20 protein-coding genes, 1 tRNA gene and 1 pseudogene are annotated in these 20,264 nt (G+C 62.5%); 14 read left to right on the forward strand and 8 right to left on the reverse strand.

What is annotated here, in order from left to right:
* Positions 1-54 precede the first annotated feature (54 nt).
* From A9D60_RS22295 to A9D60_RS22305, 3 genes are all read left to right on the forward strand, one after another.
* Entirely contained in the window at positions 55-1,449 is a 1,395-nt protein-coding gene (locus A9D60_RS22295; RefSeq protein WP_217492084.1) for an aspartate ammonia-lyase, read from the forward strand.
* Entirely contained in the window at positions 1,449-2,882 is a 1,434-nt protein-coding gene (locus A9D60_RS22300; protein ID WP_065269626.1) for an amino acid racemase, read from the forward strand. The genes A9D60_RS22295 and A9D60_RS22300 overlap by 1 nt, the downstream gene beginning before the upstream one ends.
* 215 nt (positions 2,883-3,097) lie before the next feature.
* Positions 3,098-4,348: a dicarboxylate/amino acid:cation symporter gene (locus A9D60_RS22305; protein WP_302621861.1), complete on the forward strand. Its 1,251-nt coding sequence runs from the start codon at positions 3,098-3,100 to the stop codon at positions 4,346-4,348.
* Positions 4,349-4,449: 101 nt separating this feature from the next.
* Here the strand turns inward: A9D60_RS22305 and A9D60_RS22310 are convergent, their stop codons facing one another.
* Together A9D60_RS22310 and A9D60_RS22315 are read right to left on the reverse strand one after the other, a co-directional pair.
* Positions 4,450-5,073 (reverse strand): hypothetical protein, encoded by a 624-nt coding sequence (locus A9D60_RS22310; protein WP_065269628.1) that lies wholly within the window; start codon positions 5,071-5,073, stop codon positions 4,450-4,452.
* A 299-nt stretch (positions 5,074-5,372) separates the two neighbouring features.
* Positions 5,373-5,462, reverse strand: a tRNA-Ser gene (locus A9D60_RS22315).
* A gap of 350 nt (positions 5,463-5,812) precedes the next feature.
* Here A9D60_RS22315 and A9D60_RS22320 point away from each other — a divergent pair.
* Together A9D60_RS22320 and A9D60_RS22325 are read left to right on the forward strand one after the other, a co-directional pair.
* Positions 5,813-6,745, forward strand: a pseudogene (locus A9D60_RS22320) (IS5 family transposase).
* Between the two features lie 150 nt (positions 6,746-6,895).
* Entirely contained in the window at positions 6,896-7,192 is a 297-nt protein-coding gene (locus tag A9D60_RS22325) for a hypothetical protein (protein ID WP_065269629.1), read from the forward strand.
* A 211-nt stretch (positions 7,193-7,403) separates the two neighbouring features.
* Here A9D60_RS22325 and A9D60_RS22330 read toward each other — a convergent pair whose 3' ends face one another.
* Entirely contained in the window at positions 7,404-8,366 is a 963-nt protein-coding gene (locus A9D60_RS22330) for an acetyl-CoA carboxylase carboxyltransferase subunit alpha (RefSeq protein WP_065269630.1), read from the reverse strand.
* Between the two features lie 127 nt (positions 8,367-8,493).
* Here A9D60_RS22330 and A9D60_RS22335 point away from each other — a divergent pair, with 127 nt between their 5' ends.
* Complete coding sequence (locus tag A9D60_RS22335) at positions 8,494-9,327, forward strand: AraC family transcriptional regulator (RefSeq protein ID WP_065269631.1); 834 nt, start codon at positions 8,494-8,496, stop codon at positions 9,325-9,327.
* Positions 9,328-9,413: 86 nt separating this feature from the next.
* Here A9D60_RS22335 and A9D60_RS22340 read toward each other — a convergent pair whose 3' ends face one another.
* On the reverse strand, positions 9,414-10,010 hold the full coding sequence (locus A9D60_RS22340; protein ID WP_065269711.1) for a LysE family translocator: 597 nt from the start codon (positions 10,008-10,010) through the stop codon (positions 9,414-9,416).
* 73 nt (positions 10,011-10,083) lie between these two features.
* Here A9D60_RS22340 and A9D60_RS22345 point away from each other — a divergent pair, with 73 nt between their 5' ends.
* Entirely contained in the window at positions 10,084-10,536 is a 453-nt protein-coding gene (locus A9D60_RS22345; protein ID WP_065269632.1) for an Lrp/AsnC family transcriptional regulator, read from the forward strand.
* A 451-nt stretch (positions 10,537-10,987) separates the two neighbouring features.
* Here the strand turns inward: A9D60_RS22345 and A9D60_RS22350 are convergent, their stop codons facing one another.
* On the reverse strand, positions 10,988-11,602 hold the full coding sequence (locus A9D60_RS22350; RefSeq protein ID WP_065269633.1) for a hypothetical protein: 615 nt from the start codon (positions 11,600-11,602) through the stop codon (positions 10,988-10,990).
* A gap of 66 nt (positions 11,603-11,668) precedes the next feature.
* Entirely contained in the window at positions 11,669-12,628 is a 960-nt protein-coding gene (locus tag A9D60_RS22355) for an L-malyl-CoA/beta-methylmalyl-CoA lyase (RefSeq protein ID WP_039151556.1), read from the reverse strand.
* A gap of 174 nt (positions 12,629-12,802) precedes the next feature.
* Here A9D60_RS22355 and A9D60_RS22360 point away from each other — a divergent pair, with 174 nt between their 5' ends.
* The 5 genes from A9D60_RS22360 (at position 12,803) to A9D60_RS22380 (ending at position 17,739) form a co-directional block, all read left to right on the forward strand.
* Entirely contained in the window at positions 12,803-14,074 is a 1,272-nt protein-coding gene (locus tag A9D60_RS22360) for an MFS transporter (RefSeq protein WP_065269712.1), read from the forward strand.
* 110 nt (positions 14,075-14,184) lie between these two features.
* Positions 14,185-15,186, forward strand: coding sequence for an N-acetyltransferase DgcN (gene dgcN, locus A9D60_RS22365; protein WP_065269634.1), 1,002 nt, complete (start codon positions 14,185-14,187; stop codon positions 15,184-15,186).
* Between the two features lie 151 nt (positions 15,187-15,337).
* Positions 15,338-16,303: an N-acetyl-D-Glu racemase DgcA gene (gene dgcA, locus A9D60_RS22370; RefSeq protein ID WP_065269635.1), complete on the forward strand. Its 966-nt coding sequence runs from the start codon at positions 15,338-15,340 to the stop codon at positions 16,301-16,303.
* A 10-nt stretch (positions 16,304-16,313) separates the two neighbouring features.
* Positions 16,314-17,174, forward strand: a complete 861-nt coding sequence (locus A9D60_RS22375; RefSeq protein WP_065269636.1) for a D-amino-acid transaminase — start codon at positions 16,314-16,316, stop codon at positions 17,172-17,174.
* A 328-nt stretch (positions 17,175-17,502) separates the two neighbouring features.
* On the forward strand, positions 17,503-17,739 hold the full coding sequence (locus A9D60_RS22380) for a hypothetical protein (protein WP_065269637.1): 237 nt from the start codon (positions 17,503-17,505) through the stop codon (positions 17,737-17,739).
* 129 nt (positions 17,740-17,868) lie between these two features.
* Here A9D60_RS22380 and A9D60_RS27125 read toward each other — a convergent pair whose 3' ends face one another.
* Positions 17,869-18,078, reverse strand: coding sequence for a hypothetical protein (locus A9D60_RS27125; protein ID WP_254656772.1), 210 nt, complete (start codon positions 18,076-18,078; stop codon positions 17,869-17,871).
* A gap of 74 nt (positions 18,079-18,152) precedes the next feature.
* Between A9D60_RS27125 and A9D60_RS22385 the strand changes: the two genes are divergently transcribed.
* Entirely contained in the window at positions 18,153-18,734 is a 582-nt protein-coding gene (locus A9D60_RS22385; protein WP_254656773.1) for an alpha/beta hydrolase family esterase, read from the forward strand.
* A 34-nt stretch (positions 18,735-18,768) separates the two neighbouring features.
* Here A9D60_RS22385 and A9D60_RS22390 read toward each other — a convergent pair whose 3' ends face one another.
* Positions 18,769-19,593 carry a dienelactone hydrolase family protein gene (locus A9D60_RS22390; RefSeq protein WP_065269638.1) on the reverse strand — a complete coding sequence of 275 codons (825 nt, stop codon included), beginning with the start codon at positions 19,591-19,593 and terminating at the stop codon, positions 18,769-18,771.
* 73 nt (positions 19,594-19,666) lie between these two features.
* Here A9D60_RS22390 and A9D60_RS22395 point away from each other — a divergent pair, with 73 nt between their 5' ends.
* The gene (locus A9D60_RS22395; protein ID WP_237754612.1) at positions 19,667-20,155 is read left to right on the forward strand and encodes a winged helix-turn-helix transcriptional regulator; all 489 of its coding nucleotides are present in this window, start codon (positions 19,667-19,669) and stop codon (positions 20,153-20,155) included.
* Positions 20,156-20,264 lie beyond the last annotated feature (109 nt).

The following is a 20,264-nucleotide window of genomic DNA, read 5'->3' on the forward strand; positions in this document are numbered from 1 at the left end:
CGGCTTCGCGTTTTCTGATGCCGGCTGCGAGACCGCAGAAAAAGGTCACAGATGATGAGCAACTACCGAACAGAGTCAGACAGTCTTGGCCCGATGAAGATCCCGCTGGCCGCCGCGTGGGGCAGTCAGACCCAGCGGGCGCTGGACAACTTCCCGATTACAGGGGTGCCAATCAGCCATTATCCGGAATTGATCGTTGGCCTGGCTTCCGTCAAAAAGGCTTGTGCGCTGGCGAACCGGGATCTTGGTGCATTGCCTGCCGGGAAGGCGGCAGCCATTGTCGGCATCTGCGATGAGATCATCGGCGGCCGCCATCACGAGCAGTTTGTTGTTGATGTCATGCAAGGCGGAGCTGGCACATCGACCAATATGAATGCCAACGAGGTGATTGCAAATCTCGGGCTGAAAAAGCTCGGTACGGATTTTGGCGCCTACGGCCGGCTTCACCCGAATGATGACGTGAACCGCTCGCAATCCACAAACGATGTTTATCCCACCGCAATCCGGCTGGCTGTCCTCTCGCGGATCACCCCCCTTATTGAGGCAATGCATGGGCTGACCAATTCATTCGGCAACAAGGCATCCGAGTTTCAGCATATTATGAAAGTCGGGCGCACGCAGCTTCAGGATGCCGTGCCGATGCCGCTTGGTGCCGAGTTCCGGGGGTATGCCACGACAATCAACGAGGATGCAGACCGGCTCTGCGACCTTTCCCGTCTTCTGACAGAAGTGAACCTTGGCGGCACAGCAATTGGCACCGGCATCAATGCACCTGCGCACTTCGGCGAAGCAGCTGTTTCGCACCTGCGCGAAATAACGGGGGAGCCGCTTCAACTGGCCCCGGATCTGGTCGAGGCCTCCTCTGATCTGGGTGCCTTTGTGATGTTTTCCAGCACGCTCAAGCGGGTTGCCATCAAACTGTCCAAGATTTGCAACGATTTGCGCCTCATGTCCTCGGGGCCGCGGGCAGGGATTGGCGAAATCATTTTGCCTGCAGTCCAGGCGGGGTCGTCGATTATGCCTGGTAAGGTGAACCCGGTCATTCCAGAAGTGGTCAATCAAGTTTGCTACCAGGCGATCGGCAATGATCTGACGGTCACGATGGCCGCCGAGGCAGGCCAGTTTCAGCTCAACGCGATGGAACCTGTCATTATCCATAAGGTGCTGGAAACAATGGGATCTCTGACCAGCGCAATGAACGTGCTGCGGACCCGGTGCGTGGATGGTATCGTCGCAGATGAGGAGAGATGCCAGTTTTTGCTGAGCAATAGTCTTGTGCAAGTAACTGCGCTCGCCCCCGTAATCGGCTATGAAGCGGCGACCAAACTTGCAAAATATGCGCAGGCAAACGGTCTGAGTCTGCAATCCGCTGCACTGCCGGCATTGCCGGAAGAATTGGCCGAGACAGCCCTGAAACATCTTCAGGGCAGTATACCGGAGAACGCCTGATGAACAGAAACCAGTCTCTCCGCCTGGGAATTGTCGGAGGCCTGGGCGCCCTCGCCGGGGCCGACCTGCTGAACAGAATTGTGCAGATGACTCCGGTCAGGTCGGAGGAAGATCACCGGGAGCTGATATTCCATCAGAAACCCTTGCGCGAACCTGTCTCCCCTCAGGAGCCGGCCTACATCCCCACACACCGGAAGCTCTACGTTTTTGATACGCTGTCACGCATGGAGCGGGATGGATGCGACGCGGCTCTGCTTCCTTGTTTTGTCACGCATAGTTTCCTGCATGAGCTGGAAGATGAGCTGGAGCTGAAGCTGATCAGCTTGACCGGCGCAATCACAGCTGCCGTTGCGAAGCTGAAGCCCCAACCTGAGAAAATTGGCGTCATAGCAACGCCTTTTGTCAGGGAAAACGGCCTGTTCGAGAACCTGTTCGGCGAGGATGTGCAGGTTGTCTATCCTGCCGCGGACTTAGAAAGCGCCGTGATGGAGGCTGTCTATGGCGGCAACGGCTTCAAAACAGGCAACCGCAGGGAGGAGGTGCTGCAACCAATCAACGCAGCCCTTGCCAGCCTTTCGGAGCAGGGGGCGTCGGTTTTTGTGCCCGGGCTGTCCGAGTTGCCCCTGCTGCTTGATCAGCTTGACCTGCCAGACGGGATGACAGCCATCGACACGGCGGCCGTTTATGCGGAACATGCGCTGAAGGAGACGCAACCAGGCCGCCGGCGCCGGTTCAAGGTCGGCGTGGTTGGCGGTGTCGGACCTGCCGCGACGGTGGATTTCCTTTCTAAACTGGTCAAGGGCACAGAGGCCGCCTGCGATCAGGACCACATCAAGGTGCTGGTCGAACAAAACCCGCAAATCCCTGACCGGACTGAAAACCTGGTGGGATCAGGAACCGATCCGACAGTCGCCCTCTATTCCACCTGCAAGAAGCTGGAACGCGGCGGGGCCGATATTCTGGTCATCCCCTGCAATACCGCCCACGCCTATGTCGACCGTATTCAGCGCCATCTCGGCATACCGATCATTAGCATTCTGTCAGCAGCCACTGACTACATCAGGGAAAGCTCTCCCGGGACGCGCACGGTCGGGATTCTCGGCACCGATGGAACAATCCGAAGCGGCCTGTATCAGCAGGCGCTTGAGGAGGCTGGTCTTTGCCATATCGTTCCCGATGAGCAGCATCAAGACTTGGTCATGGAGTGCATATACGGCCCGGCCGGCGTCAAGGCTGGGCATACCGAAGGTCTCTGCAAGGAGCAGGTAACCCGGGCGTTTTCCCACCTGGTCGCGCGCGGCGCCGAAGCGGTCATTCTCGGCTGCACGGAACTCCCTATCCTTGTGACGGCAGGCGCCGGCGATCTGGGGGCGCTGGCCGTTGATCCAACCGATGTGCTGGCCCGTAAATGCGTTCAGCTGGCAAAGGACTAGCGTCCTGACCCTGGCTGACAGCGATTTCTTCCCGGAAGCTGAAAGGGCGTTGCAATCTTTGCAACGCCCTTTCCATGTTTGCGCGACGCTGCCCGCCACCGAACTGGTACCATGCTGCGACTGCCGGCAGCCCGATCCGGTTGGCTGCCTTGGAAAGGGAGGTCCTTATGGCGAATACCAGTCAAAAAACAGGGTTTTTGGCACCTTGGAGAAACATGCTTTTGTGGAAGCAAATCGTGATCGCACTTGTCCTTGGGGTGATTACAGGCGTTCTGCTGAACGCAACCGGCAACCAGGCAATTGCCGGCATGATCAAGAACATCGGGACCTTGTTCCTGTCGCTTATCAAAATGCTGATTGTCCCGCTGATTTTCGTGTCGCTCGTATGCGGCATGACATCCGTCAGCGACATGGCGCGCATGGGGCGAATTGGCCTGAAGTCGATCGTTTTCTATCTGGGCAGCACCGCATTTGCGATCACGATCGGCCTGGCTTTGGGATTGCTGATGCAACCAGGCGCGGGCATCGACCTGAGCGCCGCCGCCGCAATGGAGCCCAAGACGTCGCCGCCCTTCATTCAGCAGCTCATCGGGATCGTTCCGAAGAACCCGGTTGCTGCCGCCGCAGACGGAAACGTTCTGCAGATCATCTTTTTCGCAATCATGTTCGGCCTGGCCATCAACCTGGTTGGCGAGGCAGGCAAGCCGGTGCGGGAGTTCTTTGAGGCCCTGAATTCAGTTGTTCTCAAGCTGACGGAGATTGTGATCAGTTTCGCGCCCTACGGCGTGTTTGCGCTGATGGCCTGGGTCGCCGGAACCTACGGGCTTGATCTTCTGCTGCCGCTGGGAACCGTCATTGCCGCACTCTATATCGGCTGCGTCCTGCATGCGCTGATCGTTTATGGCGGTCTTGTTTCGGTTTTCGCCCGCCTGAACCCGGTCCGCTTCTTCCAGGGCATCATCGAGCCGCAGATCGTGGCCTTCACGAGCACGTCTTCTTCGGGGACACTTCCTGTCACCATGACTGCTGTGCAGCAGAACCTTGGTGTGAACCGGTCAGTTGCAAGCTTCACGCTGCCGCTTGGCGCGACGATCAACATGGATGGAACCGCAATGTACCAGGGTGTTGCTGCTCTTTTTGTGGCGCAGGCCTTTGGAATGGAACTGGGCATGGCGGAATACGCCACAATCATTCTGACATCGACGCTTGCCTCCATCGGCACCGCCGGTGTTCCCGGGGCCGGGCTGGTCATGCTGTCGCTGGTCCTGACCTCCGTCGGTCTGCCTCTGGAAGGTGTTGCCATCATTGCAGGCATTGATCGCATTCTCGACATGGCCCGCACCGCGCTCAATGTCACGGGCGACGCAGCCTGCACGGTGCTTATTGCGAAGTCCGAAGATCAAATTGATCTGGAGGCGTATGACACTCCCCATGTGCTGAAAACGCCCGGCGTTTCGCGGGCGTAACATTGCAAGCACATCACTGCGGCCGCACCGGAAGGTGCGGCCGGTATGCGGGCAGGCTAAAGCCCCTTAAACCCTTCCTCGCTGCGCCCGCCTGTTCGGACTTAGACGGAAACCGGAACGAGTTCAGCAGCAAGCTCCCGTACAAGGCCGCTGACCGCCTCTCGCGCTTGGTCCTGAGATTTCTTCCCGCGCAGTTTGCGGGCAAGCGCTGAGCCACGGGTTGAGGTTTCCTGCGCCAGCAGCAGAACGGCAATTTCCCGCAGCTGATGCATGGCGAAGTCAGCCTCGTCCTGCCCCAGCAGCATTGCAAGCTCATCCGGTGCCGTGCAGCCCGCCAGCAGGCGCTTCAGCGCAGGTCCACTCTTTGATGCCTCGGCCCAGGCAATGCAGATGTCGGTCATGCCTGCCATCTCTGAGAGAAAAACCTCAACAGGCATGCATGCTGTCTGTCTGGAATAACCGGCCTGCCGCTCGACATGGAGCTCCCGCTGCTCCGGGTCATAGGACATCTCAAGCCCATCGAGCGACACGTTCGATGCAATGGGATTTCCGAAGCGCTTGCGCAGGCTGAGCGCTTCCGCAAAGAGTACCAGCTGCAAAAGGCCGGCCTGCGGCAGATCGCAGGAAATACGCTGGATGCCGCTGCGGCCGGCGTGCTTGTAGTTCAGCGCAAGCCGGGCACCGCCGTCCTCCCTTGCCTCCATTGAAAATATCTTTGCAGCCATGGCGCGGGTTATATGGAAGACTGCCGGACCTTCAAGCAGCGGCTGGTGAGGTCCCGCGAGGTTAGGCGGTCATGCGCCTAGGCTGAGGCAATTTTCGCAAGGGGCGTATCTGCAATGTGAGCACCCCTGGCCACTCCGGATTCTTTCAGGCTGCGCGGATACGCGATGTCCGGTGAGGGGAGGCTCGATGCAAAAGATGACTCGGAAGAAGAAGGCAGCCGGCGTTCACGTCGAACCTCTCTAATGGGTTTGCCGTGATCCCGAATAACCCATTGAAAAGACATGGAAAATCTTTTTCGTGGCGGAGACGATGGGATTCGAACCCACGAGACGGTTTCCCGCCTACTCCCTTAGCAGGGGAGCGCCTTCGACCACTCGGCCACGTCTCCGCTGACCCGTATATGTGCCGCAACCCAGAGAAACAAGGCGTTTTTTCAATTTTCTTCCAGCCCCTGCAAAACATGGAATTTCGGCCTGCTTCCCGGAGCTTTTGCAGAACTGCACCCGGCCCTATTGAGATTTGGCCGCCCGTCCGGCAGGCGGCCGCGGGCGCATCCTGGAACCATCTCTCCGCTCTGCGTCGGACACCCGGGAACTCCCCCTCTCTGCTGGCTGCCGGCCGCTTGACCCTTTGGCGGAAATCCTGAGTGTCCGGCACAACTTTTAAGGTTTTTTTGGCGTTGTTGCACAAATCGTTTGAGGGATTCACTGTATGAATCCAGCATGATAGCTGGGTGGTATGAGCAGTTGGGCGTCCACGAAGTACAAGACCACGAACTGGTCGGCTTACAATGAATCATTGCGGCAGCGTGGATCGCTGACGATCTGGTTTGATCCAGGCATGGAGTGGAAGCCTCCGCTAACCGGGAAGCGTGGGAGGCATCCGAGTTTCAGCGATGCAGCGATCCAGACGTGCCTGACAATGAAGGTGCTGTTCGGAATGCCGTTGAGGCAGACCACGGGGTTCATGCAGAGCCTGCTGCAGCTGGTCGGGCTTGATTGGACAATGCCGGACTTCAGCACGCTCTGTCGTCGCCAGCGAACATTGAACGTAGCCATCCCCTATCGTGGCGGCGCGGGCCCGTTGAACCTGCTGATCGACAGCACCGGCATCAAGTCCGAGGGGGAAGGCGAATGGAATGCCCGCAAGCATGGTGGCCCCAAACGCCGCATCTGGCGTAAGATACATATCGGGATCGACGAGGAAACATTGGAGGTTCGAGCGGTCGAGGTCACCGGCAGCAACATCGGTGATGCTCCCATCCTGCCAGATCTCCTGTAACAGATCTCTGCGGACGAAGTGATCGGTTCAGTGACAGCTGATGGCGCTTACGACACCCGAAACTGTCACGAGGCAATCGCTGCCCGCGGCGCTGCCGCAGTCATCCCGCCCCGAAAGAACGCCAAGCCGTGGAAGCCAACGAGCCCCGGCGCCGCAGCCCGCAACGAAGCTTTGCGCGCCTCGAAATACTTGGGTCGCGTCCTCTGGAGGCGATGGAGCGGATACCACCGCCGAAGCCGCGTCGAGGCAAAAATGAACTGTATCAAGCTGCTTGGCCAATCCCTCATGGCGCGCGATTTCGAGCGTCAGGTTGCGGAACTGCAGGTCCGTATTGCCGTGCTCAACGGTTACACCGCACTAGGCACCCCTATCACAGTGACCGCAGAATAAGTCCGTCCGGGGAAAGGGGAACTCCGCTCAGACACAGATTTACGCAACAACGCCCTTCCGTTAAGAACTTCCTGGGACTGGATACAGATGACGACATTCCACTTCCCGGCTGGGATCATGAGTATCCTCGCGATGGATGGATCGGAATAGATGATCTGTTTTCTGAACCCGCCGTGGAAGACTTGCCGGACTGGAATCATTGAGGCGAAGATCAAGTGCGGCCTGTTTCTGTTTGTGATCCAAGAGTTGCAGAACTTTGACGCTATCTCATCACGCTTGAAAGTTCTGTCCTGTGTTGCAATCAAATGGGCGTTGTGTGCTCTCAACGACCGGCGCCCCACTGGTCGCCCGTTCAAAACGGGAGTCTTCGTGTCTGTGCGCTGCTGCCCAGCCTTGGACCACCGGAAGCAGGATTTTTCCGGCTTTGTCACGATGACGGGCTGGTGACGCCATCGGCATATTGCATCGGGCAGGGGGCAGCGCGAAAGCCCACCTGCCCGAGCTTGCTTGAGAAGGCGGGCAGCCCCACAAGTAGAAAACGCTGAAGACAGCTATTGAAAGACGCAAACAACGCCCCGAAATGAACCAGGTGAATGCATAGATGCAAAAAAAACCCGGCATCACAGCCGGGTTTTCTGACCTTCTGTGATACCGGCGCTTATGCCGCCAGCCCTTTGGAACCGATATCCAGGAATTTCTGACGCCGGTCCTTGACCAGCGCGGCGGCGTCCATGTCCTTCAGCTCGTCCAGCATTTCCTGGATGGCGCCGCTGACGGATTTGATCGCCGCTTTCGGATCGCGGTGGGCGCCGCCCAGCGGTTCCGGGATGATGCGGTCGTTGACGCCCAGCTTGTTCAGGTCCTGTGCGGTCAGGCGCAGCGCCTCAGCGGCTTCGCGCATCTTCTCGGCGTCTTTCCACAGGATCGAGGCACAGCCCTCCGGGGAAATCACCGAATAAATCGAATGCTCCAGCATCGCCACGCGGTTGGCGGATGCAAAGGCCACAGCGCCGCCGGAGCCGCCTTCGCCGATGATGACTGAGATCAGCGGCACGCCGATCTTCAGGCACATCTCGGTCGAGCGCGCAATCGCCTCGGACTGGCCGCGTTCCTCGGCACCTTTGCCGGGGTAGGCGCCGGCAGTGTCCACCAGGGTGATCACCGGCAGTTTGAAACGGCTGGCCATTTCCATCAGCCGGATCGCCTTGCGGTAGCCCTCGGGGCGCGCCATGCCGAAGTTGCGCTCGATGCGCGATTTGGTGTCGCTGCCCTTCTCGTGGCCGATCACCACCACCGGCTGGTCGTTGAAGCGCGCGAGGCCCCCCATCACCGCCAGATCATCGGCAAAGTTCCGGTCGCCGGCCAGCGGCGTGTACTCGGTGAACAGCGCCTCGATGTAATCCTTGCAATGCGGCCGCTCGGGGTGGCGCGCCACCTGGCATTTGCGCCAGGGCGTCAGGTTTTTGTAGAGGTCCTGCAGCAGCTGTGCGGCCTTGGCGTCCAGCGCCTTGGCCTCATCCGCCACATCCATTTCCTCATTCGCGCGCGCCAGCGCCCGCAGCTCTTCCGCCTTGCCTTCGATTTCGGCCAGCGGTTTTTCGAATTCCAGATACTGGGTCATGTTGCCTCTGCTCTGCAGGTTTGCAGCTATATGGCCTTAGCAGCGCCAAGATGCAACTCAGCAAGATTTGTGATCTAGGCTTATGCCATCACCTGAGGGCAGAGAAACGCTAAAGGAGACACCGCCAATGGCCGCCAGCTACGAAGACCGGATCCTGCGGGTTCTGGCCTATATCCACGGCAATACTGACGGCGACCTGTCGCTGGACCGGCTCGCGGATGTGGCAGCGATGTCGCGGTTCCACTGGCACCGGGTGTTCCGGGCTCTGACCGGCGAGACCTGTGCCCAGGCGGTGCGCCGGATCCGGCTGCACCGCGCGGCGGTCTGGCTGGTGATGGACAAGATGCCGATCGCACAGGTGGCCGCCCGCGCAGGTTATCCGAACCAGAACAGCTTCTCCCGCGCGTTCTCTGAATCTTACGGCAGCAGCCCGGCGGCCTTCCGCCGCGACGGCCAGGTGCGGCTGCCGAACCCAACCCTCAGAACAGGAAGCTATCCCATGTATGACGTGATCACCCGAACCGACCCCGCCCGCCGCCTTGCCGGCCTGCCGCACAAGGGCGCCTACCACGAGATCGGCAAGAGCTTTGAGGCATTCGGCGCCATCTGTGAAAGCCGCAAGCTGTGGCCGCAGCTGGGCGCAGTGCTCGGGGTTTATTTCGACAGCCCGGATGAAGTGGCAGAGACCGAGCTGCGCAGCTTCGCAGGCGCGGAGATGAGCGGTGATGCGCTGCCGGACGGCATGGAGGAAGTGAGCCTGCCCGGCGGCCGCGTTGCGGTGCTCACCTACAAGGGGCCGTATTCCGGCATCCACGCCGCCTATCACAGCCTGTTCGGCAACTGGCTGCCCGAGTCGGGGGAGGAGCCGGCCGACCAGCCCTGTTACGAGGTCTACCTGAACAATCCCCGCGACACCGCGCCAGAGGATCTTCTGACAGAGATCTGCCTGCCGCTGAAATAACGCCCCGCCCTGCATCAGGCCGGGCAGCGCCCGCCCTCTGGCGCGGGGCGGGCGCTCCCCCCTTCGGGCCAGGAGTGCCGTTTGCGTTATTGCGGCCAGATCACCGGATAGAGCGAGGCCACCAGCAGCACCGCCATGGTCCAGTTGAAGATCACCAGCCGGCGCGGGCTGGTCAGGAACCGTGCCATCTGCTGGCCCAGCACCGTCCAGGACCCGACCGAGGGTAGGTTGATCGCGCCGAACACAACCCCCACCAGCAGGATCGCCGCCAGCGTCTGATCCGGCGTATAGGCGCTGATTGCGGTCAGGGCCATTGCCCAGGCTTTGGGGTTCACCCACTGAAACGCCGCCGCCTGCAGAAACGTCATCGGACGGCCCTCCGCCCCCTTGGCCTGCACAGGTGCCGCATTGGCGATTTTCCACGCCAGCCACAGCAGATACACAACCGACACCGCCTTCAGCACCGTGTAGCTGACGGGAAAGGCATCAAACACCTGCACTAGCCCGGCGCCGACCAGCAGCACCATGAACACAAACCCCAAGGCTACCCCCAGCATATGCGGGATGGTGCGGCGGAAGCCGAAATTGGCGCCCGAGGCCATCAGCATCAGGTTGTTCGGCCCCGGCGTGATCGAGGAGACGAAGGCGAAGAGCGCAAGCGCGGTGAGGAGTTCATAAGTCATGCGCAAAATCATTGCGCCAAACCGGCCAAATGAAATTGCGTTTTGCCGTGCCTTGCGCGTATTTTCGCAACCAATGGCGAAAAATGACAAGATAAATCAGCATATATTGCAGGAACTCACCCGCGACGGCCGCATCAGCAATCTGGAACTGGCAGAGCGTGTGGGCCTGTCCCCCTCTGCCTGCCTTCGCCGGGTGCAGGAGCTGGAGCGCGCGGGCGTCATCACCGGCTACCGCGCGGTTCTGGACCGGCAGAAGCTGGGGGTCGGCTTTGCCACCTACATCGGCGTCGGCCTGGGTGAGCACACCAAGGAGGCGCAGGAAGCCTTTGAACGCGCCATGCAGGCGGCGCCGGAGGTGGTCGAATGCCACAACATCACCGGCACCATTGAATATCTGCTGCGTGTCGAATGCGCCGATCTGCCCAGCTACAAGAGGTTCCACACCGACATCCTCGGCACCTCGCCCTATGTCACTGCGATCACCACCTATGTGGTGATGGGTTCGCCCAAGGATTTGCGGGCCTGATCCTTCGGCCCCGGTTGAATTTTGCGTATTCGAGCGAAGAAGAAGCACAGGTTCCGTCCCTTCTTCTTTGTTCAAATACTCATTGTGCCAGAGCAGCCTCAGGCGCGGCTGCAGGTGTTGCGCACCCTGCGTACGCTGCTCTCACCGGATCTTAAGCCGCCTTTGGCAGTCTTACCCCCGGTCGCGATCACCCGCCGGGGCTTGGCTCCCCGGCACATTTGGAACCTGACCCCTGCCTGGCAGCGGGGCCGTGCAGAGACAACGTTTAGCACGCGGGCGGATACGCCCGTCCATCTCCGCCATTCTGGCGGCGCCGCCAGTCCATAATGCCTTCGCTGAACCGGAACATGGAAACAGGCAGAAACGGACCAGACACATCGGCAGGGCAGGGGCCTTGGCCGGGAGGAACGCGTGCTGTGCCGCTTGCGGCACGGGCAGCGCCTCCCCAAGGTCAGGCGCGCCCCATATGTTCCGCGAGCAAGGCCCGCACCGCAATCTCCGGCGAGGCCAGGACCGGCACCCTTGTCTGCTCCCGCAGCAGTTCAGCCGCCCCGGCCATCGAGGCCTGCGCCAGCACCACGCAGGCAAAATCCATCGCCGCCAGCGCCTCGGCCGCATCCCCTGCAATGGCAGCTGCAAATCCCGTGCTGTCCCCAGCCTCAAACAGCGGCCAGTGCTGGCCCAGCTCCAGGCAGGTCATCTCCGGGTCGTGCGCTCCGAAGGCGCGGCGCAGCAGCGCTTCCGAGGGCGCGGCGGTGCTCTCAAGGCAATAGGCCATCAGAACCGGCCCGCCGGTGCGCGCCGCTTCCTGCATCATCGGCCAGTCGATGCGGATCGCACCCGCTTCCTCCGCCACCGGGCCAAGGGTGGTGCAGGTGCACAGGACCGGCCCGTCCGCGGCCTCAACGGTCTCGGCAATCTCGGCCTTAAGCGCGGCATCAATCCCGCCTTGCGCCCGCTCCAGCCAATCGGCGCGTACCTGCTGGTCCAGATCCGCCTCCGGCGCCAGCGCGCGAAAGGTTTCGACATGCACCTCAGCCGTATGCAGCAAGGTCAAATCCGGCATCTCTTCCTCCAATCAAAAAGGGCGCCCCGTGGGGACGCCCTTGGAACCTCTCGTCGCGGACCGGCGTCAGCTGCCCGCGATCAGTTCGGCCTGCGCCACAATCACTTCCGCCTGCTTGATCGAGGCGATGTCCACAAGACGGCCCTTGTACACAGTTGCGCCGGCGCCGGAGGCCTTGGCCTCCTCCATCGCCGCCAGGATCTCGCGGGCTTCTGCCACGGCCTCATCCGACGGGGTGAAGACCTGGTTGGCCAGCGCGATCTGGCTGGGGTGGATCGCCCATTTGCCGACCATGCCCAGCGTCGCAGAGCGTTTCGCCTGCGCGATATAGCCGTCCTCGTCGGAGAAATCGCCGAAGGGCCCGTCCACCGGCAGGATGCCATGGGTGCGGCAGGCCGCGACAATTGCCGCTTGCGCCCAGTGCCAGGGGTCGGACCAATGCTTCTGGCCCTCGCGGATCATGTAGTAGTTCTCCTGGGTGCCGCCGATGCCGGTGGTCTGCATCCCCATCGAGGCGGCGAAATCCGCAGCCCCGAGGCTCATCGCCTGCAGGCGGGGGGAGGATTTGGCAATGTCTTCAGCATGGGCAATGCCAGCTGCCGACTCGATGATCACCTCAAAGGATACCGGTTTGGTGCGGCCCTTGGCGCGCTCGATGGCGGTGACCAGCGCATCCACCGCATAGACATCCTCGGCGCAGCCCACCTTGGGGATCATGATCTGGTCGAGCCGGTCGCCGGCCTGCTCCAGAATGTCCACCACATCGCGGTACCAGTACGGCGTGTCGAGCCCGTTGATCCGCACCGACAGGTATTTTTTGCCCCAGTCAACGCTGTTGATCGCCTCGATCACATTGGCGCGGGCCTGATCCTTGTCATCCGGTGCCACCGAATCCTCCAGGTCGAGGTTGATGACATCCGCCGCCGAGGCCGCCATCTTCTCGAACAGCTTCACTTTGGAGCCGGGGCCGAACAGCTGGCAGCGGTTGGGGCGCGCCGGGGCGGCGGGCTGGATGCGGAAGCTCATGGGGCAATCCTCCGGGTAATGACGTTTCAATTCTGCTGGGTTGAAGTGTTAGAAAGTTGCGCGGGTATGTGCAAGGAGATTTTGCACATGCAGAAATTGCCGCTGCGATGCGGCGCCGGAAACTTTGCCGCAAACAGGCGCGCAAGCCCGCGGCGCCCGTGCGAGCAACCGGGCATGAAACGTGCATTTATTGAAAACTGGGCCCTGTTTCTGGGCATGCTGATGCTGATGGTGGCCAACGGGCTTCTGGTCACCTTGCTGACAATCCGGGGTGCGGGGCTTGGCTTCTCCGACCTTACCATTTCGATCATGCAGGCGGCTTATCCGGCCGGCGCCCTGCTAGGCACCGTGATGGCGCCGGGAATGGTGGCCAAGGTCGGTCATATCCGGGCGTTTTCGGCGCTGGCCTCTTTGGTGTCGATCTCGGCGATCCTGCACCTGCTGACCTCGGACCCCTATTCCTGGTCGGCGATGCGGTTCCTGGCCGGGGTCTGTTATCCCGGCATGTATGTGATCACCGAAAGCTGGCTGCAGGCGAAGTCGGAAAACACAAACCGGGCGCAGATCCTGTCGATCTACTTCATGATCTGGATGGCAGGCCCGGCCATCGGCACCGCGCTGGTGGCCTTGCCCGATCCTAGCGGTAATCTGCTGTTCGGGGCGGTGTCGATCCTGATCTCGCTGTCGATCGTGCCGCTCTTGCTGTCCGGCAACAAGGCGCCTGAGTATGAGGTGCCGGACCGGATGCCCGTGCGCAAGCTCTACCGGGTGTCACCGATGGCGGTGCTGGGCAACCTGGTGAGTGCGACCGCGGTGGCCGGCTGGTTCATCGCGCTGCCGCTGTATGCGCTGTCGCGCGGCATGAGCCCGGCAGAGGCCTCCGGCGCGCTGGTGGTGGCGATGGTTGTCGGCGCTGTGGTGCAATACCCGGTCGGCTGGATCAGCGACAAGACCGACCGGCGGCTGGTGCTGATGGGGCTGGGCGTGATCGGCGCGGCGGCCTGCCTGTGGATGCTGGCGACCCCCACGCCGCAGGCGCTGGTGATCGGTTTTGCGGTGCTCGCGGGCGCCAGCCTGCCGATGTATGCGGTCTGCTCCGCCCACGCCAACGACCAGCTGAAACCCTCCCAGATCGTGCCTGCCAGCGGGGCGATGGTGTTCCTGTTGAACGTCGGTCAGTTCGGCGGCACGCTGGCGGCCCCAAATATGGTCAGCATTGCTGACGGAAATGGGTTGCTGATCCTGCTTGCAGCCCTGTGTTTTATGGTCGCGGGGGTTGCTGCGCTGCGGCGGACGCAGGCCGATGCACCGGAGGAAACCGGCTCCCAGCAGGCCATTGCGGTGCTTGGCGCGCCTCAAACCGGGGTGCTCCAGGCCGAATCCTGGCTGGAGGAGGAAAATAATGTCAGTAATGGTGACATATCGCGGGAATCTTCGGCAAATTGACAAATGTGACGGATAATCTTGCGCCTCAGGCGCGCTGCGCAGCGGATTAGGCATGAACTTGTGCGGGAATCTCCGCAAACTCACCGGCAAGAGTGAAGAGGAAACCCGCCATGATCGAAACCCCTTATCTGCTGTTCCTGGGCGATGCGCCCGACATGCTGGCTGCCAAAGTTGCCATCGGCATCCGTGACTGGCGCCCCGAGCACGCGGTCGGCCAGATCCGCCTGCCGGGCTGCGGCGCCGACCTGGGCCTGAAGGACCTGACCCTGGCCGAGGCCAAGGAAGCCGGCGCCAAGACCCTGGTGATCGGCGTTGCCAACCGCGGCGGCGTGATTTCCCAAGCCTGGAAGGAAGTGCTGATCGAAGCGCTGGAAATGGGTTATGATCTGGCCTCCGGCCTGCACAACCTGCTGCGCGACGAAGGCGATCTGGTGGCCGCGGCCCAGACCCATGGCGGCACCCTGCATGACGTGCGCGTGCCCACCGTCGGCTACCCGATTGCCAACGGCAAGCCCCGCACCGGCAAGCGCTGCCTTGCGGTTGGCACCGACTGCTCGGTCGGCAAGATGTACACCGCCATGGCGATGGACGCCGAGATGCAGAAGCGCGGCATGAAGTCGACCTTCCGCGCCACCGGCCAGACCGGCATCCTGATCACCGGCCACGGCGTGCCGCTGGACGCGGTCATCGCCGACTTCATGGCGGGCTCGATCGAGTATCTGACCCCGGACAACGACGACGACCACTGGGACCTGATCGAAGGTCAGGGCTCGCTGTTCCACGTCTCCTACTCCGGTGTCACCATGGCGCTGGTGCACGGCGGCCAGCCGGATGCGCTGATCCTGTGCCACGAGCCGACCCGCACCCATATGCGCGGCCTGCCGGAATATGACGTGCCGAGCCTGGAAGAGCTGCGTGATGTCGCTCTGCCGCTGGCACAGCGCGCCAACCCGGCCTGCCAGATCGTGGGCATCTCGGTGAACACCCAGCACCTGAGCGAAGACGAAGCGGTCAAGTATCTGGCCGAAGTCGAAGAGCGCATGGGCCTGCCTGCCGTTGACCCCTACCGCCACGGCGCCGGACGCCTGGTGGACGCGCTGGCCGCGGTCTGATCTAACAGCCCCGCCGGAGGTGCTCAGGCGCAGCTTGGGATGCCTCCGGCGGGAGTATTTTTAGCAAGATGAAAGAGCAGGTGCCCCGGATGAAGGGCATCGTGCCAAGGCCCGCCGCGGCGCGCGCAGGGCCGCAGGAAAGGGCAGTTTCATGAACATCACCGTCACCCCGGACGTCTTCAAACTGGCGCAGGTCTTCACCATCTCTCGCGGCTCGCGCACCGAGGCCAAGGTGCTGACCGTGCGTGTGGAGAAGGACGGTGTCACCGGCTGGGGCGAATGCGTGCCCTATGCCCGCTATAACGAGACGCTGGAGAGCGTGACTGCAGAGATCGAAGGCCTGCCTGCCGATTTCACCCGCGAAGAACTGCAATCGCTGCTGCCTGCCGGTGCTGCCCGCAACGCGGTTGACTGCGCGCTGTGGGACCTGGAGGCGAAACAGGCCGGCAAGCGGGTTTGGGAGCTGGCGGGCCTGCCGGCGCCGGGGCCAGAGATAACTGCATATACACTGTCGCTGGACACGCCTGAAAAGATGCAAGCGCAGGCCGCCGAGAATGCCCACCGCCCGCTCTTGAAGATCAAGCTCGGCACACCTGACGACATGCCCCGCCTGGAAGCGGTTCGGGCAGGCGCGCCCGATGCCAAGATCATCATCGACGCCAATGAGGGCTGGTCGGCAGAGGTGTACGCCGAGTTGGCGCCGCATCTGGTGCGTCTGGGTGTGGAACTGGTGGAGCAGCCCTTGCCCGCGGGCGAGGATGAGGCGCTGATCGGAATGGAGCGCCCGGTTCCGGTCTGTGCGGATGAAAGCTGCCATGACCGCGAGAGCCTGCCGAAGCTCAAGGGCAAATATGACGTGGTCAACATCAAGCTGGACAAGACCGGCGGCCTGACCGAGGCGCTGAAGCTGCGTGAACAGGCCTTGGCCGAGGGATACCAGGTGATGGTCGGCTGCATGGTCGGCTCGTCCCTGGCGATGGCGCCGGCGACGCTTGTGGCGCAGGGTGCGGCGGTTACGGATCTTGACGGGCCGCTGCTTCTGGCCGAAGACCGCGAGGAACCTTTGACATTTGATGCCGAGGGCGTGCACCCGCCCAAAGCTGCCCTGTGGGGTTGAGGAGACAACAATGACCCGTACTGTTTATGTGAATGGCGAATACCTGCCCGAGGGCGACGCCAAGGTTTCGATCTTTGACCGCGGCTTCCTGTTTGCCGATGCGGTTTACGAGGTGACTTCGGTCCTCGACGGCAAGCTGATCGATTTTGAAGGCCACGCCGTGCGCCTGGACCGCTCGCTGAAGGAGCTGGACATGGCGTCGCCCTGCTCCAAGGAGGAGCTCTTGGAGATCCACCGCAAGCTGGTGGAGCTGAATGGCATCGAAGAGGGTCTGGTCTATCTGCAGGTCTCCCGCGGCTCTGATGGCGACCGCGACTTTGTGTTCCCGTCCGAAGACACCCCGCCGTCGCTGGTGCTGTTCACCCAGAACAAGCCCGGCCTGGCGGACAGCCCGGCCGCTGCCAAAGGCGCTAAGATCATCTCGATCGAGGACATCCGCTGGGGCCGCCGCGACATCAAGACGGTGCAGCTGCTGTATCCGTCGATGGGCAAGATGATGGCCAAGAAGGCCGGCTGCGACGATGCCTGGCTGATCGAGGACGGCTATGTGACCGAGGGAACCTCCAACAACGCCTATTACGTCAAGAACGGCAAGATCGTGACCCGGCCGCTGTCCAATGACATCCTGCACGGCATCACCCGCGCCGCGGTGCTGCGGCTGGCGGCAGAAGCGCAGATGGAGATCGAGGAGCGCCTGTTCACCATCGAGGAAGCCAAGGAAGCGGATGAGGCCTTCACCACTTCCGCCAGCGCCTTTGTGATGCCGGTGGTAGAGATCGACGGCGTGCAACTGGGCGACGGCACCCCGGGTCCCATCGCCAAACGCCTGCGCGAGATCTACCTGGAAGAAAGCCGCAAGAAAGCCGTCTGAGGCTGCTTGCCGGACTGAATAGCAAGGCCGCCCCATGAGGGCGGCCTTTTTCGATTGATAGAGAATCGATTCCGTAGTTTCAGGCCCGCCGAAAGGGGAGTGGCAGCCCGGTTGCAAGGGCGCCGAAAAGGCGCATTCTCCCGGCCCTGGAAACAATGCGCGGTGCGGCTGCCGGAGTGTTCTGCAAAACCCCTGTTTCGGCTCTGGATTTTAACTAATTTTACACAAAATGCACCCTTAGGCGGCGGCTTGCGGTATTCTGGTTTCAGGCGATGGAAACCGGCCAGGGGGGCCGCCAGCCAGAGCCGCAAACCGTGGAGGTGCCAGTATGCAACAGTGTTATCAGCCGGAGATGGGGGAAGCCATGAACAGCCAGGCAACAGAGCCGAGCGACGTGGAGATCCTGGCTGCTGTGCGTCAGGTACTGACCGCGGACGAGGTCGTGCATCCCGACTATGCCAAGGCGCCTGCCAGCCAGGGGTGGCTGGCTGGCAAGCTCCTGGCGCGGGAGCGTCCGGCCTCTGGCGCGCTGGCAGCGCGTCTGCTGGGCCGCTTGCGCGGTTAGGGCGCGCCTTCGGGGGTGCGCGCCCTGCCGCGGACTTGCTGTCCGGGGATTTTCCAAAAAAGACATTTTGCAGCGGCCGCCCAGAACGGGCGGCCTTTTTCTTGGCCACTGCGGCGCTGGCGGTGTGTGCTAGGGTAGTGCGCGTGCCGGACTGAGGAGGGGCAGATGCTGGAACAGGGCCTGATGCTGCTGGCCGCGGCGTTGCTGGCTGTGCCGGCAGTCGCGGCGGCGCAGGACGCGCAGTGCGGCGGGGAAGTGCCGTGCCGGATTGACGGCGGCGCATACCACCTGGCCCTGCCGGACGGATGGCAAGGCGGGCCGGCGGTGATGTTCCTGCATGGCTACGGCAGCAGCGGTGCCAAGGTGGTTGCCAATACCGGGCTGGTGGCGGCTTCACAGAGCGCGGCTATGCGGTGGTTGCCCCCAGCGGCTTGCCCTGGGCGGACGGCAAACCCGCAGACTGGTCGGTGCGAGACGGCTGGAACACCTATCCCCGCAACGACAGGGAATTCCTGCGCGCGGTGCTGGCGGATGCCGCGGAACGGGCCGGTGTGGATCCGGATGGGCTGCTGCTGAGCGGCTTTTCCCGCGGCGGATCGATGGTCTGGGATGTGGCCTGTCAGGCACCGGAATTCGCGGCCGGGTATGCAGCGGTCTCCGGTGGTTTCTGGCTGCCGATGACGCGGAGCTGCAAGGGGCCGGTGCGGCTGCTGCACATCCATGGGTTTGCAGATGCCGTCGTGCCGCTGGAAGGCCGGGCCATCCCCGGCGCCAGTGTGGTGCAGGCCGACATCTGGGAGGGGTTGCAGCTGTGGCGGCGCGAAAACGGCTGCCCCAGCAATGCCGCGGAGCATGAGGCCGCGGGCAGTTTCTGGCGCAAGCGCTGGGATTGTGAGGCCGGAGGGCTGGAGCTGATCCTGCACAAGGGCGGCCATGGCCTGCCCAAGGGATGGAGCACTATGGCGCTGGACTGGTTTGAGAGGCCGGAGAACTGAGGCGGCGGGCAAGGCCGCCCCGCCGCCCCTGTGATCAGCCGCCCGCTGTCAGCCGCTGCCTGAAGAAGCTCAGGATTTCATCCCGCGCTGCAAGTGTCGGGCTGCCTGCCTCATCCACCAGATGCGCGGTGACCACGCTGTGCGGGGTGGGCACATGTCTGGCAAAGAACGGCGGCACCTCGGCGGCGGCGGCGCTGTCCGGCAGGGTGCGGGCGTCAAAGCGCTCTCCCAAGGCTTCGGCATAAGCCGCAAAGCGCTGCGCCTGGCAGAAGGCGTCACCCTGAAACCTGTAGGCCAGCACCGTGAGGTCCTCGCGCTCCAGCCGCTCACGCACTGCGGCCAGTTCCTGCGGCGGGCTTTCGACACCCGCCGGGTTGTCCAGCGGCAGCGAGGGCTGGGCCAGAACCGGAGCAAGCATGGAAGGCTCCAGCATCATCGACAGCGCAAAGTTGCCGGTGAAGCACATGCCGATGGCACCGGTGCCGGGACCGCCGCACTCCTCATGCGCCAGCCGTGCCAGCGCCCGCAGCCATTGGGTGACCGGACTGGAACCGCCGCCTGCAAAGGCGCGGAATTCGGCGCTGACGCAGGCGCGGCGGAACACCTCTGCACCGTCCTCTGCCGTGGCCACGGCGCCGTCGCGGCCGAACAGCGAGGGCATGTAGACGGTAAACCCCGCATCCCGCACCCAGCGGGCAAAGCGTGCCACATGCGGGCTGATCCCCGGCATTTCCGCCAGCACGATCACCGCCGGGCCCTGGCCGGAGACATGCACGGTTTTCTCCGCATCGTTGAGGGTGATCCGTCGCGGCTCGAAATCTTCGAGCGTGTCATCCTGGTCCATCGGGCGATTGGCCATCGGGGCTGTCCTTCCTTTTGCGAATCTGAGTCTCAATTTTGAACTCAGATAGAAATCCCCTATCTGGGTCCGTATGTCAAACCCAGCTTCTGATTCCCGTGAAACCCTGCCCGCCGTCCGCCGCCGCGCCCTGGTGCCCAAGGAGCAGTGCCCGATGGCGCTGGCTGCCGAAATCCTTGGCGACCGCTGGACGCTCTTGATCCTGCGGGAGGCTTTCTATGGCGTTTGCCGCTATGACGACATGCGCGAAGACCTGAAGGCGCCGCGCTCGACGCTGACGGACCGGCTGAACAGCCTTGTGGCGCGCGGGGTGCTGGAGAAGCAGCCCTATCAGGAGGCGGGCGACCGGGTGCGCCAGGCCTATGTGCTGACCGAAGCCGGACGCGGATTGGCACTGACCTTTCTGGCGCTGGCGCAATGGGGGGAGGCGCATGTCACCGGCGGCGCGGCACCGGTCGGGGTGGTGGACCGGGAGAGCGGTGCGCCGCTGCGGGTGGGGCTGATGGATGCGGATGGCGCGCCGGTTGATCCAGCGCGCGCGGCCCTGCGGCTGAGGGGCTGAGGCTGCGGCCGACCCGGTTCTTTCACCTTTGGGCAAATACTCCGGGGTGAATTGGCCGCAAGGCCAAGAGGGGCAGCGCCCCTGTGTCCCGGTTCAGCGGAGCAGCTGC

The organism is Leisingera sp. JC1 (genome assembly GCF_001679925.1).
Classification (GTDB): domain Bacteria; phylum Pseudomonadota; class Alphaproteobacteria; order Rhodobacterales; family Rhodobacteraceae; genus Leisingera.

Coding starts and splice junctions, on each gene's coding strand:
- A9D60_RS22380 (WP_065269637.1), top strand. CDS start 17,503: ATGCAACAGTGTTATCAGCCGGAGATGGGGGAAGCCATGAACAGCCAG.
- A9D60_RS22355 (WP_039151556.1), bottom strand. CDS start 12,628: ATGAGCTTCCGCATCCAGCCCGCCGCCCCGGCGCGCCCCAACCGCTGC.
- A9D60_RS22395 (WP_237754612.1), top strand. CDS start 19,667: ATGTCAAACCCAGCTTCTGATTCCCGTGAAACCCTGCCCGCCGTCCGC.
- A9D60_RS22360 (WP_065269712.1), top strand. CDS start 12,803: ATGAAACGTGCATTTATTGAAAACTGGGCCCTGTTTCTGGGCATGCTG.
- A9D60_RS22295 (WP_217492084.1), top strand. CDS start 55: ATGAGCAACTACCGAACAGAGTCAGACAGTCTTGGCCCGATGAAGATC.
- A9D60_RS22345 (WP_065269632.1), top strand. CDS start 10,084: ATGGCGAAAAATGACAAGATAAATCAGCATATATTGCAGGAACTCACC.
- dgcN (WP_065269634.1), top strand. CDS start 14,185: ATGATCGAAACCCCTTATCTGCTGTTCCTGGGCGATGCGCCCGACATG.
- dgcA (WP_065269635.1), top strand. CDS start 15,338: ATGAACATCACCGTCACCCCGGACGTCTTCAAACTGGCGCAGGTCTTC.
- A9D60_RS22310 (WP_065269628.1), bottom strand. CDS start 5,073: ATGGCTGCAAAGATATTTTCAATGGAGGCAAGGGAGGACGGCGGTGCC.
- A9D60_RS22340 (WP_065269711.1), bottom strand. CDS start 10,010: ATGACTTATGAACTCCTCACCGCGCTTGCGCTCTTCGCCTTCGTCTCC.
- A9D60_RS22330 (WP_065269630.1), bottom strand. CDS start 8,366: ATGACCCAGTATCTGGAATTCGAAAAACCGCTGGCCGAAATCGAAGGC.
- A9D60_RS22305 (WP_302621861.1), top strand. CDS start 3,098: ATGCTTTTGTGGAAGCAAATCGTGATCGCACTTGTCCTTGGGGTGATT.
- A9D60_RS22300 (WP_065269626.1), top strand. CDS start 1,449: ATGAACAGAAACCAGTCTCTCCGCCTGGGAATTGTCGGAGGCCTGGGC.
- A9D60_RS27125 (WP_254656772.1), bottom strand. CDS start 18,078: ATGCAGGAACATCACCGCCGGCCCGCCTTGCCATCCGTCCGGCAGGGC.
- A9D60_RS22375 (WP_065269636.1), top strand. CDS start 16,314: ATGACCCGTACTGTTTATGTGAATGGCGAATACCTGCCCGAGGGCGAC.
- A9D60_RS22390 (WP_065269638.1), bottom strand. CDS start 19,593: ATGGCCAATCGCCCGATGGACCAGGATGACACGCTCGAAGATTTCGAG.
- A9D60_RS22325 (WP_065269629.1), top strand. CDS start 6,896: ATGATCTGTTTTCTGAACCCGCCGTGGAAGACTTGCCGGACTGGAATC.
- A9D60_RS22350 (WP_065269633.1), bottom strand. CDS start 11,602: ATGCCGGATTTGACCTTGCTGCATACGGCTGAGGTGCATGTCGAAACC.
- A9D60_RS22335 (WP_065269631.1), top strand. CDS start 8,494: ATGGCCGCCAGCTACGAAGACCGGATCCTGCGGGTTCTGGCCTATATC.